The organism is Paenibacillus sp. R14(2021) (genome assembly GCF_019431355.1).
In the GTDB taxonomy this organism is placed as follows: domain Bacteria; phylum Bacillota; class Bacilli; order Paenibacillales; family Paenibacillaceae; genus Paenibacillus_Z.
The window spans coordinates 5,715,001-5,729,282 of record NZ_CP080269.1 but is presented as its reverse complement, the minus strand read 5'-3'; the positions used below and the strand labels follow the sequence as shown (position 1 = coordinate 5,729,282).

The 14,282-nt window shown below is 47.9% G+C and carries 10 protein-coding genes and 1 rRNA gene (1 of these 11 running past the window's edge); 1 reads left to right on the top strand and 10 read right to left on the bottom strand.

Features of this window, described 5'->3' with window-relative positions:
* Positions 1-315: 315 nt before the first annotated feature.
* The 7 genes from KXU80_RS26565 to KXU80_RS26535 form a co-directional block, all read right to left on the bottom strand.
* Complete coding sequence (locus tag KXU80_RS26565) at positions 316-1,083, bottom strand: nucleotidyltransferase domain-containing protein (RefSeq protein WP_219836076.1); 768 nt, start codon at positions 1,081-1,083, stop codon at positions 316-318.
* A gap of 261 nt (positions 1,084-1,344) precedes the next feature.
* A complete protein-coding gene (locus KXU80_RS26560) occupies positions 1,345-1,668 on the bottom strand; it encodes a hypothetical protein (protein WP_219836075.1) in 324 nt (107 codons plus the stop codon).
* A gap of 2,433 nt (positions 1,669-4,101) precedes the next feature.
* Positions 4,102-5,073 carry a tyrosine-type recombinase/integrase gene (locus KXU80_RS26555; protein WP_258171165.1) on the bottom strand — a complete coding sequence of 324 codons (972 nt, stop codon included), beginning with the start codon at positions 5,071-5,073 and terminating at the stop codon, positions 4,102-4,104.
* A gap of 201 nt (positions 5,074-5,274) precedes the next feature.
* Positions 5,275-6,012, bottom strand: coding sequence for a YjgB family protein (locus tag KXU80_RS26550; protein ID WP_258171164.1), 738 nt, complete (start codon positions 6,010-6,012; stop codon positions 5,275-5,277).
* Between the two features lie 288 nt (positions 6,013-6,300).
* Positions 6,301-7,404 (bottom strand): Gfo/Idh/MocA family protein, encoded by a 1,104-nt coding sequence (locus tag KXU80_RS26545; RefSeq protein ID WP_258171163.1) that lies wholly within the window; start codon positions 7,402-7,404, stop codon positions 6,301-6,303.
* A gap of 24 nt (positions 7,405-7,428) precedes the next feature.
* Positions 7,429-8,583, bottom strand: a complete 1,155-nt coding sequence (locus KXU80_RS26540) for a UxaA family hydrolase (protein WP_219839263.1) — start codon at positions 8,581-8,583, stop codon at positions 7,429-7,431.
* 12 nt (positions 8,584-8,595) lie between these two features.
* Positions 8,596-8,943 (bottom strand): UxaA family hydrolase, encoded by a 348-nt coding sequence (locus tag KXU80_RS26535; RefSeq protein WP_308858132.1) that lies wholly within the window; start codon positions 8,941-8,943, stop codon positions 8,596-8,598.
* 138 nt (positions 8,944-9,081) lie between these two features.
* On the opposite strand from KXU80_RS26535, the gene KXU80_RS26530 reads away from it, so the two are divergent.
* Positions 9,082-9,945: an AraC family transcriptional regulator gene (locus tag KXU80_RS26530; protein ID WP_219836074.1), complete on the top strand. Its 864-nt coding sequence runs from the start codon at positions 9,082-9,084 to the stop codon at positions 9,943-9,945.
* A gap of 105 nt (positions 9,946-10,050) precedes the next feature.
* Here the strand turns inward: KXU80_RS26530 and KXU80_RS26525 are convergent, their stop codons facing one another.
* From KXU80_RS26525 to KXU80_RS26515, 3 genes are all read right to left on the bottom strand, one after another.
* Positions 10,051-11,049, bottom strand: coding sequence for a Gfo/Idh/MocA family protein (locus KXU80_RS26525; protein ID WP_219836073.1), 999 nt, complete (start codon positions 11,047-11,049; stop codon positions 10,051-10,053).
* Positions 11,050-11,110: 61 nt separating this feature from the next.
* Positions 11,111-12,067 (bottom strand): 3'-5' exoribonuclease YhaM family protein, encoded by a 957-nt coding sequence (locus KXU80_RS26520; protein ID WP_219836072.1) that lies wholly within the window; start codon positions 12,065-12,067, stop codon positions 11,111-11,113.
* Between the two features lie 291 nt (positions 12,068-12,358).
* A 23S ribosomal RNA gene (locus KXU80_RS26515) occupies positions 12,359-14,282 on the bottom strand; it runs 1,004 nt beyond the window's last position.

Below are 14,282 nucleotides of genomic sequence, written 5' to 3'. Positions count from 1 at the left end.
CCGAACTTGACCTTCATATGCACTTATCCGATCTTGATCGACATACGCCCTTAACCGATCTTGCCTTCATATGCCCTTCATATGCCCTTTTCCGAAATTGATCTTAGATGCTTCTGGTTTAAGAGAGTTTAACCATACGTTCTTGACCTAGGAAGTTTCGGCTAACGTTTTGTATTGACAACGTCCTGGCCCCTTAGAGCCGCTGCTTATAGTTGTGAGGCTTGCCGAACACCTAATGCAGTGACGTCCCGACGGGCTTAGGGGGCTGGATGTGGTCACTCGCTTCTCAGAGTGACCCCGAGCGTCAATATGGTGTTAGCCGAAGGAAGTTCTGGAAGCAGCCATTGTATTTAAGGCGTTCTCAAAATAGCTATATACTTCATCTGCAATTCCCAGAAACTCTTCAACAAGTACATGACTATCCAAGTAACAAGCATACAGATAATCAACTAAAGCGGAGTCAATCTCGCAATAGTCTAATATGGCATTCTTCATCTTAATAATGTCATCTTGCCATACTCCTGTATCTTCTAAAACCAAAGAGTATAATGCACGAATTAATCTCTTAGAATAACCTTTAATATATCTAGTTTTCATTGTGTTATCACTAGCATTAGAAAGTAAACTATGTATACGATCTACTTCATCCTTGGTCTCTGTATTTAAGTCTAAAATGAACTCTGGAGAAGTAATTATCGGTGGCACTTTTTCACCAACGTCATGACCATATATGCAAACACAAATTATCTTAATCCAAAAACCCCACTCATTCGGTTTACTTAATACATCGTCAATCGAGCAAATTATCGTATCAATCTTAGTTACCACTGGATATTCTTCCAAAAGCCTGTCTTTAATATTTGACAATCTTTCGTAATCAATATCTTTGGGATTTACACATACAATAGTAAAGTCTGCATCTGACTTAAAAGGTTTAGCAGTTCCTTTTGGAATCGAGCCACACATATAAATGCTATGAATTTTACCTTTAAATTCGGTAAGTATATTATCTATATACTTATCAACAAAATCCTTATATTCACTTTGTATTACAATTCTATTTATAACTTTTTCTAATATCATATAGACTCCTCCTAAACATGTAAGAACTTCTTTCGGCTAACGTTGGTGTATTCACGACGTCCTTCCCCCTTAGATAGCTCTTATCTTAGGGGGAAGGATGTGTCCGGCTGATTACGCTTCGCTGCAACTGCCAATGGCATCCCCGAATCCTCATCAGACCCCGGCCGGACCGAGGGGCGAATGCCCCGAAGCGTGAATATGGTGTTAGGCGATGCTGGCTCTTCTATGAATTACTAAAAATCTTTAATCGTCTTTTATTTCTTACCATGAAGTAATCACATCATTACTTTCTTCGCCGTATCCCTTTACCGTAAATCCCTGAGTAGCAGCATGTTCATTCACTGCTTTTAATAGATCCTTTCTGAATAAACTTATAGAGTTATGTATTGTTCTCAATCCACTATCTCTAAAAACATATTCCTTAAAGATAATAAAATTAAGTCTGTCCATTTTTTTTATTACAAATATATTCCCTTCATACTCACCAGCTCTGATGTTTTGGTCGGCAATAAAATTATAAATAGAATCGTAGAAGTCTTGACAACCAACTTCATCATTTAAAAATTCTGCAATAATCTCATTCAAATTATGATGCCTCCTCTTTGATATTGCTTGATTTCTATACAAGCTTTGTTAATGTTTTTTCGGAATTAAGCCAGTTTCGCCTAACGTTCGTGTATTCACGAACCCGAGAGGCTTAATTGAACGTAGGGAACGGGTCGTCAGACTTAGCCTCGCAGGAGTTGTCCGGCTGAATCTACCCTCGGCACTTCTGCATCGGTCCGGACCATGGGCGTAAGCCCGTAGCGTGAATACGATGTTAGGCGATGTTACTGACCCTCATGAATAGCTTTCAAAAATATTTGATCTTGTTCAATTTATTTGTTCTTAATCCACTCATTAAGAATTCGCTCAATAACTGGCGGGCCATATTCCTGAGGATAGACTTCAACTGTTATTATTTCGTTAAAAATATTATTAGAATCCATGTAAAAATATATAGAAAGGGTCTTGTTTTCTCTTGAATTAAGATCCCTCCCATTATTAACAATGTATTAACTAATAAAATAAAGGGAATAGCTACGATCCTCCCTAAACCTGTTTTTGGATATTTTTCAATTAATAAATTCATCATTATAAAAGTCGGGAATATAGCTAACACATAGATCATTAAGTATCTGAAAATTCTATTCAAGTTTATTGCCCTATTCCAATAGATAAAGTTTTGTAAATTTTTTTGGTTTAATAGCCCTTCAGTAATTTCGACTAACGTTCTTGCATTCACGAACCCCGTAGGGGTTGTCCGCTGCTCCTGCTTCCTCGAAATACATCCTCGGACCGAGGGCCATCAGGCCCGATGCATGAATGCTGTGTTAGACGAAGGCATTGACCTCTTGAAACACATCCAAACTTTTTAACAATATCGATCAATATAATATTGAACTATCTTCTCATACTGTTCATTTGTTATCTTCTTTTGATTCCTTTGAATATCTAATTTCTTTATTTCATTGGAAAAAGTAAATTCCCCTTTATCTTTCTCAAAAAGCTTAGTTACTTTAGAAATAATAAAGCCTATAACAATCAATTCTAAAATCTTCGAGGAAATCACGTGTACAAACTGCAATGACCTTAAATAGTAATCGAAATTCACAACTTTTTGAAAATCTTCAAGTGCACCGCTCAACGGGAGGGAGTAATTTATACCAAAGGCAAAATAAATAAAATCATACATCCTCAGTTCAATGACTACTTTATCGGTTATGTGAGCGTATTCCAACCATAGGTCGTAAAACATCCCAAATATTAAACAAGGCATTATTAAAAAGGATACTAATAGAGTAATTAGAGATATTCCCTGGTATTTTGGTATGAGCCTATTAAAATCAGAATCATCTTGAATGAATTTCGTCAGTTCTATAACAAGTACAACTACAAAAAACATTATTTGAATCGAAAGTATAAACACAATAAGAAAAAAGACTATTTTAAATACCAACTCGTTGTTCTCTATGTAATTCGACCTAAACCCTAAACCTACCATTAAAACAATAAACTGAACTAACCAATTAACAGGAGATAATGTGTAGTAAAAAATCTTATTTTTATTCTTCGACAAATACCAAGTAAAATTCAAAATGACTAAGACTATGTAAATTGCAATAAATAACGAAAAAAGAAACCAACTCATTCAGCACTTCCTTTAGATTTTATCAATGCTTTCGTCTAACGTTCCTGTATTACCGACGTTGATCCCCCTTAGATAGCTCTTATCTTAGGGGGATCAATGTGTCTGCCTGATTTACTTCGTAGAAATAACTTCGGGCAGACCAAGGGCGTATGCCCCGCAGCGGTAATATGATGTTAGGTGATGTAATGGCGGTCGAAGCGTTACCCCCACTGGCTTTTTCTTCTTTTCGATTCCTTCGAAAATGAAATTCTTCCTATCCAACTTCTTATTATCCCATTTGAATGTTTTCTTCCCTTTCAAAATAAAAAGCAAACATATGTTCTATTCCGAATATCGAAGAATTTCCATCCTTTTCTACGCTTTTCAACAAAATCCAATCTCTTTTCGCCTTTGACAAGCTTTCGTTTCCTTCGTTATTCTTTTAGTAGGAGTTATGCGCTTAAGAAGCGCGCTTCCTCTTCACCTAACCCCTACTAAAAGAACGATCCCTTGTCTTTTGAGAGATTGGTTTTTGTTACCATTTATTAGGAAATTCTTCGATCGTGTTTGCTTTTCCTCCCAGTAAAAAGAAAACATTCAAATTCCCTTATTCCAAGTTGGATAGACCCGCATTTTGTGAATCTCCAAGAGAGATTCACAAGTGCGGGGGTGAAGAATTTCATTTAGACATTATTTCACCTAACGTTCTATTTACGCACTTCACATAACTCCTACCAAACCGAGGATTTACGTATTTCGAATAATCGCCAGATTAAAGGGAATTGACGAACGTTCGCCTCCTCATAGACCCCCCGATCACTCCCCATTATTCTGATCCAACGGACTCTTTATTCGCCGTACATCTCGCACGCTGACATGCGTATAGCGCTCTGTGGTCCGCAGATTCTGGTGTCCGAGCAGTTCCTGGATGTGTAGCGAATGTCGATGCCAGGGAACAACCAGCCCACCGGCTGCTCCCGTTCAACATACTGCTGAATGACGGCGAACGCCGCATCGGACAATAGCGTCTGCCTGTCTCTTCTGCCCTTACCTTGGCGAACGTGCAGCGTTTTCCGCTCCCGGTCAAAATCGCTCATTCGAAGTCGAACAACTTCGCTGACACGCAGCCCGGATGAATAAGTGATATACATAATGGAACGGTGCTTCAGATTGGCGAACGATGAAAGGATACGCTTCACCTCGGAGAGGGACAAGACATTCGGCAGCTTATGTTCTTTTTTGGGACGAATATAGGCTGCCGTCGTCATGGAATCCTCGAGAACGCGGCCATGATAAAACTTTATCGCGCTTAACGCTTGGTTGACGTGCGAATGGGAGCAGCCGCGATCAAGCAGCTGCAGCGAATACCGTTGAACTGTAGCATCGCTCGCTGCTAACTGATGGGCTGCAAGAAACCGGTAAAAGCATTCAACCTGACTGCAATACGCTTTAATGGTTTTGAGACTGTAGCCTCTAAGTGCCAGCGCTTGCCGAAGCCGATGCTCCAAGCCCGCATCCCAGCCTGACCCCGATTGTGATAATACATCATCCTTCTCGCGTGTCGCTTCTGCCTTAGTGCCGACTTCTTTGAAGAACGGACAAGCTTCCATCAATTTCGCATCGATCGAAATCTCGTGAGACTTGAACGACCCCATGAATTGCTCTATTGCGCTTAAAGTATAAGGAATCAGCCACAACCGCTCCTCCGGCACATAGGTTCTCCCGGAGATCGAGCGGATTTTCTCGAGCGCGCTGCTATCGAATTGAAACAGCCCTACGGATAGAAACCTCTCATCACGCTGCGCAAGCGTAATTCGCACAAGCATTCCTCCCATTTAGTATAGCAGGTTGTCTATTAGCTGGAAATATCACCCACAACACGCAAAAAAGGAGACCCCTCGTCCAGTTGGACAAGAAATCTCCGATGCTTTCGGATGAATCTATAGGCTCAGCTTACCATCAGGCAGGACGTTTGTAAACGCCCGCCTCTGCTTGCCTAATACCGCGCCGATGACTGACTGCTACCCCGCCATATTATTAATCGTATCTGCCGGAGAGTAGACGCTGATATGATCTACCTTGCCCGTCGACTTCGGAATGACGAATCTTAACTGAAAGTCACTGCCCGCCTTGTAGGTGTAGATGGTATCCGATCCGTTCTTCGTGATGCTTGCGGCTTTACCCAGTGCAGACACGATATCGTCAAGCGTCAGCCCATGAAGCTCAGGAGCATCGGACCGCACATCGAAAATTCGACTGCCTTTGTTGTACCCGATCACGGCGTGCTTCTTACTATAGGTGGCATAGATGCCTTTGCCTGCTGAATCCGTACGATCCGCTTTGCCCCAAGCCTTCTCAACATCGTCAATGAGCGAATCATGTGCCGCGAAGCTAATGCCCTTCACTTTACCTGTCTTGGCTAACGCTAACATAGCCTTAATATCCTGCACAGCTTGCGAGTCGTCCGGATTCTCCGCTGGGGCAGAATTTCCATTATCGTTGCCTGTTGAATTGTCTCCGACATTGCCCGAAGTTCCGTTGCTGGCCGTGTTATTCCCTGACGTGCTGCCATTACTCGCTTGGTTGTTTCCCGTATTCGAATCACTCGGAACTGTTGTATCATTTTGCGGCGTATTCGCATTTGTGTTCGTACCGCTCTCCGGCGTCTGAGCCGAGTTGCCGCTGTCCGACGAGCAAGCTGATAACAGCAGCACGCTTGCAAGGACAACCGAGCAGGCCATCTGTTGAATGTGTTTCATTTCTATCATCTCCATGGATTCTGTATAATCGCGTTCTTTCCTTTTAACGCCATTTTTTCTGAAAAGGTTGCAGCTCTAGGCCGTCTCGCTCCCATTAACATACCCGTTCCGGTTCCTTCCAAAACAACTTTATCCAGCTCTTGCTGCGTAAACGACTAGTCTACCGTTAATTGTCCGCCTCACAAATGAACAATAAGCAGGAATAAACGCAAAAAAGAGGAGCCTTCGCCCCTCTTGTCCGTCTACCCTTCAACTCGGCAGTCACTCATGCGAATCCGTCGGATGCACCTACAACGCCGCAATTTCAGCCAATGGGACGGGCCGGTTCTCTTCCATCGACTTGTACGCGCCGAACACCATTTGCATCGTTTTCAAATTATCTTCGACGCTGTTCTCCGGCTGGCGCTTCTCCTCGACGGCCCGCATCAGCTCGCCCATCGTGCCCATGAATGCATGCGGAAACCATTTGCCATGCAGCCGTGGATTGAACCAGTAGTCTTCATGAATCGCTTTCGAATGAAAGCTCAGCGTATCCTCGCGGCCCACAGGATAATTATACAGCGAGCCGTTCGTGCCCTTGATCGTTCCCTGTGTGCCTTCGAACCGGTACGTCGCGAACCAATCGTCCTCGCCTGCTATATTGTTGTGGTTATCGTGAATCAAGCCGCGGGCTTCGCCCGGGAATTTCATGTGAAGCAGCGTACGCGTCTCGCCAATCGTGCGTTGACCCGGGAAGCGCGAACCGTCAGCATACACATATTCCGGCGTTCCGAAGAGAAACCGAATCGCATCAATATAATGAATACTATGATACATGAATTCGAGCGTCGGCATCTCACGCAGCCAGCCCCAGTTTGCAAACTCTTGCTTTACGTTCACCTGAATCGTCGCTTGCAGCAGCTCTCCAAGCCAGCCGCGCTGAATGATCGTATGACTCGCCCGTATACTCGGGGACCAGCGCATTTGCTGGTTAACAGCCCCAACAACGCCGTGCTTCAAGCATGCTTGCGCGATGCGTGCAGCTTCAGGATACGATTCCGCCAGCGGCTTCTGACACAGAATATGCTTGCCTGCCGACGCAGCCCGCTCTGCAAGATCAGGCTGCACCTTAGCCGGTACGGCCAGATCCACGAACTGAACCTCGGGATCGAGCAGCAGCTCATCCATATCCCGGTATACCTTCGCTATGCCGAATTTCGCGGCCAGCCGCTCGGCGCGCTCACGATTCAAATCAAATATGCCAACCACCCGCAGGCCGCCCATTTCATAGGCAGGCAGATGGCAAGCTTCCACGATCTCGCCCGCGCCAATAATGCCGATGCCCATTTCCTTGTTCTGCGGCAAAGCCGGCCGATACTCCAAATCAAGCCAATCTGCTATTACTGAGCTCACGCAGCCTTGCACCTCCGGCTTATTTTACAAGCTTGGTCCAATTCGGTTAATGCTGAATTCCTGGTGCCCCAGCACTTCCGCTTTCGTCTCTTTGCCTTCCGCGACTTCAACAATCTCCTGCCAGATGCGCTCTCCCGCTTGCTCAAGACTTACCGTTCCGTCCAGCATGTCGCTGACGTCCACGTCCATGTTGTCTTCCATCTGCTGGAACATCATTTTGTTACCGGTAATCTTGATAACAGGAACAACCGCGGCACCGGTCGGCGTTCCGCGTCCCGTCGTAAAGCATACGATATGCACGCCGCCGGCCGCCATGCCCGATACGCACTCGATATCGTTGCCGGGCGAGTCCATGAAATATAGTCCGTGCTCCGGAATACGCTCCGCATACTCGATAACGCCTTGAATCGGCGCCTTACCGCATTTGCTAATGCAGCCAAGCGACTTCTCTTCAATCGTGGATAAGCCTCCTGCGATGTTGCCGGGGCTCGGGTTTCCGCCGCGCATGTCGGCGCCCATCCGTTCCACTTCTTTCTCGAAGCGGTCAACGATGTAATACAGCTTATCGGAAATTTCCGATGTCACGCAGCGCTCAGCGAGCAAATGCTCCGCACCGATAATTTCTGTCGTTTCGCCGATGACGATCGAACCGCCCTCCGCAATCAACGAATCCGCGGCTGCGCCAAGCGCCGGGTTCGATGCCAGACCTGACGTCGCATCGGAGCCGCCGCATTTTACCGCAACCTTCAACTTATTCAGTGGAACCGGTACTTTCTCCTGCTTCGCGAGATCCGCCATCATACGAAGCGCAAGCTCCGTCCCATACGAAATCGCTTTCACGGATCCACCGGCGGATTGGATATCGAAGACTTCAACCGGCTTGCCGGTTTGGCGGATATCTTCAGCGAGCGCGATCGGATCCACGACCTCGCAGCCCAAGCTGATAATCAGTACTGCGCCGACATTCGGATTTTTCCCCGTACCTGCCAGCATTTCGAATGTACGCTCTTTATCTGCTCCGATTTGGCTGCAACCATGCTGATGCGGAATGGCAACAGCACCTGGGACCTTCTGCATAATACGGCTGCACACTTGATTCGAGCAAATCACTGTCGGAATAATCAGCAGATGATTGCGGATACCGATATCGCCGTTCGCCCGTTCATAGCCCATAATCATACGGTTCGTCACTTATTTCGTCTCCTTCGTGCCAAGGTCTCCGCGTCCGCGAATGCCCTCGATATTATGAATATGCACATGCTGGCCTGCTGCAATCGGCATCACCGCACGCCCAATCACCTCGCCGTATTTACGAACGTCAGCGCCTGCTTCCACTTCGGTGACTGCCACCTTATGACCGAACGGAATATCGTTCGCCACAGCAATGCTTTGAATGCCTGCCGCATTCCGGTATTGAATCGTTTCGCCTGCCCGAATTTCCCGAAGCGCCGTCACGACATGATCGCGCTCATCCATATACAGCGCATCCGCGCCTGTGCTTATGACATGATCCACTCTGCTCACCAATCCCTTAATCAAGATATGGACATTCCAAAAACAGTTCGATATAGTTTCATTATAGAAACAAAGATACAGAACTTAAATAACGGATTCCGCTGAAAATATACCTTTTTTTGTACTATCCGCATCTATCACCTAGAAGGAGAGTGGGGGATCATGGATCCACTTCGCAAACATTTCGTATCCGATGCCGCCCTGCCCGTCGAGCTGGTGCTCCGGAATACGAAGAATCTCCAAGCCGAGCTTCCGGATCATCTCCATGATTGGTTCGAAATCATCTACGTCCATAACGGGGCTGGGTCGATCTTCATCAACCACGCCTTTTACGAGATGGAGGAAGGGGATCTCTACCTCATTCCCGGCAATACGATTCACAAAACAATGCCCGATCCCGATCAACCTATCACCTCATCGGCGCTTTTCTTCAACGGCCAGCTCGTCCAGACCTCTGCGGCTGCCTTGAAGGATGCCTTCTCGTTCCTGCAATGCTTCGAAACCGCCAAGCTTAACCGGAGCTACAAGTTGGAACTTCTTCCGGCAGAGCGTACACGCCTCGAAGAGCTGCTCGATGAGCTTCAGGAGGAGTTCGCGTCGAAGCAGCCCGGATATAAGCAAGCGATCGTATTGCTTCTGCAAACCATCCTCCTTCGAATGAACCGTAAAATTAATCCCGGCGCCCAAAAGCATACCCATAGCGAGTCCAGACCACACTGGCTGCAGAACGCCTTGAACGATATCGACAGCCATCTGGTTCAAGACATCAGCTTGTCTACGCTCGCTTCGCGAGCCGCTGTCAGCCCTTCCTACTTCTCGCGCATGTTTAAGCAGCTGACCGGGCTTAATGTGATGGAGTACATTATTGCCAAGCGGATCATATACGCCAAAGAATTGCTGACAGAAACCGACGGCACCGTAGCAGAGATTGCAGCCGCCTGCGGCTTCGAGAGCCTGCCGCATTTTTACCGCATGTTCAAGAAATTCGCAGGCAGTACCCCTGCACGGTATAAGCGTAATGAATAACCGGGAATCTAGAATAGACTGTTCCTCGTCTGATCCCGAACCGATGTGCATCCAAACAAAAAACTGCGGCCGCGCGGAACCCTCTTCCCGCACAGCCGCAGCTTTTTACCCACTATTCGTTTTCATATCCGCCGGAAACACGATGCCCTGCTGCCGTCTTGCCTCATCGAGCAGGCTCATGACCGCAAGTGAATTCGCGTGCGAGTTCAAGTCCGACTCTCGCTTCCCATTCGCGATTAGGTCGAGGAAAGCGCGCGTCTCATAGCTCATCACCGCACCTTCCTCTGGCGCACTTATCTCTTCCACGCGCCCGTCGCGGTAACGGATGTTGATTTTGCGCGGGAGGTTGATGCTGTCGATCGTCATCGTCCCCTCTTCGCCCTGAATCTCCGCTGGCACCGACGAATTTGAGATTTTGGAATAGGTGACGGTCGCCTCCATCTCCTTGTACCTTGCAATTATGCTGCCTTGTCCATCAACGCCGGTCGACAGCAGCGTGCCGCTCGCCATCACGCTCTCTGGCGCACCGAATAGCATAATGAGCGGATAAATGCAGTAAACGCCAAGATCCATTAATGCCCCATTCGAGAACTCCGGCTTGAACGCATTCAGAATTTCTCCCCTCCGGTAAGCATCGTAGCGCGAAGAATACTGGCAATAACTCGCTGTATAGCGACGAATCGTGCCAAGTGAAGGCAAAGCGTCCATTACCGCTTGAAAACCAGGAAGGAAGGAGCTCTTCATCGCTTCCAAAAAGACCACCTCATTCTCGCGAGCCGCATCAATCATCGCCTGCAGTTCATGCGAGTTGGAGGCGGCTGGCTTCTCGCACAGGACATGTTTCCCAGCTCTCATACAGGCAACCGCTTGTACCTCGTGGAAAGACGTCGGCGAAGCAATATACACCGCATCCACTTCCGTACTTGCAGCCATCTCCTCCAGGTCCGTAAAGGTTAATGGTATTCCGTGCTTAGCGGCAAATTCCTTCGCCCGCTCTTCCGTCCGTGAATACACCGCAGCTAGCGCGAATCCCTCGACTTCTCGCGCCGCTTCGATAAATTGATCGGTAATCCAGTTGGTTCCAATGATGCCGAATCGAATCATAGTAGGCTCCTTTGTCAAAGGCGCATGCAGCTCGCCTTCCTGCTCCGCCCTATGTAAGTTATTATATCTTCGTCCGATAAAATGCTTTATTCTCAAGCCCTCTCACCGGCGCAGTCCAATCTTCATGACTGGCGGTCGTATCCAGCGCATCCTCGATCATCTGCAGCTTGGCATCCAAGGAGTCGATATAATGAAGCGCCACTGCCTCGGCCAGCTGCGGCTGAACGGGACTGCCCCATTCACCCAAGTTATGATGGGACAACACAAGATGCTGCAGCGCAAGTATACATTCCGAATCTGAGGCTATGCCTAGATGAAGCGCAGCTTCCGTGATCCACAGCGAAGAGAGCGATATATGGCCGATCAGCTTGCCCGCATTGCTGTAATCCGACACGATGCCAAGCTCGGACACCATCTCTTCAGGCTTTGCAATATCATGTAAGATAATGCCGGCTTTCACCAAATCCGCATTCAGAAATGGACGCTGCCCGCAAATAAATGCCCCAACCTCCAGCATCCTCACAATATGATAAGCAAGTCCGGCATAATAGGCGTGATGATGCGATTTTGCCGCCGGAGCGTGAACCAACTTGCCGCCAACCTTCGCCAAGCAATAGTCGACGACGGCTCTAATGGATTCATCACCAATACTATCCTTAGCCTGATAGATTTTCTCTACCAGTGCATTCGGTTCAATGGGCGCGGCACGGACAAAATCAGTCAGAGATACACCGTCCGCTTCTGTTGTTTTGCGGATGCGGTTTACCTTAACCTGTAATTTATCGCGGTAGAGCTGTGCAATCCCTTGCACTTTAACCAGTGTCAGCACCTTGAAATGTTCTTTATCCGTTTCAGAGGCATCCCACAGCTTCGCATGCACTTGACCGCTTGCGTCCGACAGCGTCAAATTCATGAAATCCTTCGGCGGTGTTGTATTGGTCTGTTTGATCTCGCTTTCTTTAATTAAGTAAAAGCCCACGAAATCGTCGCCGTCGCTTAATTCTTTAATGCTCTTCATGATAGGATCCTCCCGATGTATTGGGTTCATTCCGAATTCAGCGATTGTAAAAAAAGACTAAACTGTATTTTTCGAGGTTTACGCTTCAATATCCTTTATTTTCGGACAAAAACATGCGCAGCTCAACCGTTTTCGCGATTTCTACATACAAAAACAGCCACTATATTTAATATAGGGGCTGTTTTTGTATTGCATCCTGAAAACTGGATACGAACCTTTGCGGAGGTCATTACTTAGCTGAGCGAAGATGTTAGCGTTAGTTTCCGAAGTGAACCCCTTAATAGGGTTCAGTAGGATAAGCCCTCGACCGATTAGTATTCGTCAGCTGCATGCATTGCTGCACTTCCACCTCGAACCTATCAACCTGGTCGTCTACCAGGGGTCTTACGAATTGGGAAATCTCATCTTGAGGGGGGCTTCACGCTTAGATGCTTTCAGCGCTTATCCCGTCCGCACTTGGCTACCCAGCGGTGCTCCTGGCGGAACAACTGGTACACCAGCGGTGCGTCCATCCCGGTCCTCTCGTACTAAGGACAGCTCCTCTCAAATTTCCTACGCCCACGACAGATAGGGACCGAACTGTCTCACGACGTTCTGAACCCAGCTCGCGTACCGCTTTAATGGGCGAACAGCCCAACCCTTGGGACCTACTTCAGCCCCAGGATGCGATGAGCCGACATCGAGGTGCCAAACCTCCCCGTCGATGTGGACTCTTGGGGGAGATAAGCCTGTTATCCCCAGGGTAGCTTTTATCCGTTGAGCGATGGCCCTTCCATTCGGTACCACCGGATCACTAAGCCCGACTTTCGTCCCTGCTCGACTTGTAGGTCTCGCAGTCAAGCTCCCTTATGCCTTTGCACGCTGCGAATGATTTCCAACCATTCTGAGGGAACCTTTGGGCGCCTCCGTTACATTTTAGGAGGCGACCGCCCCAGTCAAACTGCCCACCTGACACGGTCCCTGTACCGGATTACGGTACCAGGTTAGAACTCCGATACGATCAGGGTGGTATCCCAACGTTGCCTCCACCGAAGCTGGCGCTCCGGCTTCTTAGGCTCCCACCTATCCTGTACAGATCGTACCAAAGTCCAATATCAAGCTGCAGTAAAGCTCCATGGGGTCTTTCCGTCTTGTCGCGGGTAACCTGCATCTTCACAGGTATTAAAATTTCACCGGATCTCTCGTTGAGACAGCGCCCAAGTCGTTACGCCATTCGTGCGGGTCAGAATTTACCTGACAAGGAATTTCGCTACCTTAGGACCGTTATAGTTACGGCCGCCGTTTACTGGGGCTTCGGTTCATAGCTTCGCCTTGCGGCTAACCACTCCCCTTAACCTTCCAGCACCGGGCAGGCGTCAGCCCGTATACTTCGCCTTACGGCTTCGCACAGACCTGTGTTTTTGCTAAACAGTCGCTTGGGCCTTTTCACTGCGGCCCCCTCGGGCTATTCACCCTACCGAGGCACCCCTTCTCCCGAAGTTACGGGGTCATTTTGCCGAGTTCCTTAACGAGAGTTCTTCCGAGCGCCTTAGCATACTCTGCTCGACTACCTGTGTCGGTTTGCGGTACGGGCACCTTCACCTGGCTAGAGGCTTTTCTTGGCAGCCTGAACTCATGACCTTCGCTACTGCAATTTTCGCTCCCCATCACAGCCCAGCCTTATCGATGTGCGGATTTGCCTACACATCAGCCTCACTGCTTGGACGGGCATCCATCAGCCCGCGTCACTATCCTTCTGCGTCACCCCATTGCTCGTAACGGCTTACGGTGGTACAGGAATATCAACCTGTTGTCCTTCGACTACGCCTTTCGGCCTCGCCTTAGGTCCCGACTTACCCTGAGCGGACGAGCCTTCCTCAGGAAACCTTAGTCTTACGGCGGACAAGATTCTCACTTGTCTTTTCGTTACTCATACCGGCATTCTCACTTGAATGCGCTCCACCAGTCCTTACGGTCTGACTTCAACGTACATTCAACGCTCCCCTACCCCTGCAACATAAGTTGCAAGCCATAGCTTCGGTGGTGTGTTTAGCCCCGTTACATTTTCGGCGCAGAGTCACTCGACCAGTGAGCTATTACGCACTCTTTAAATGGTGGCTGCTTCTAAGCCAACATCCTGGTTGTCTTTGCAACTCCACATCCTTTCCCACTTAACACACACTTGGGGACCTTAGCTGATGGTCTGGGCTGTTTCCCTCTTGACAATGGATCTTAG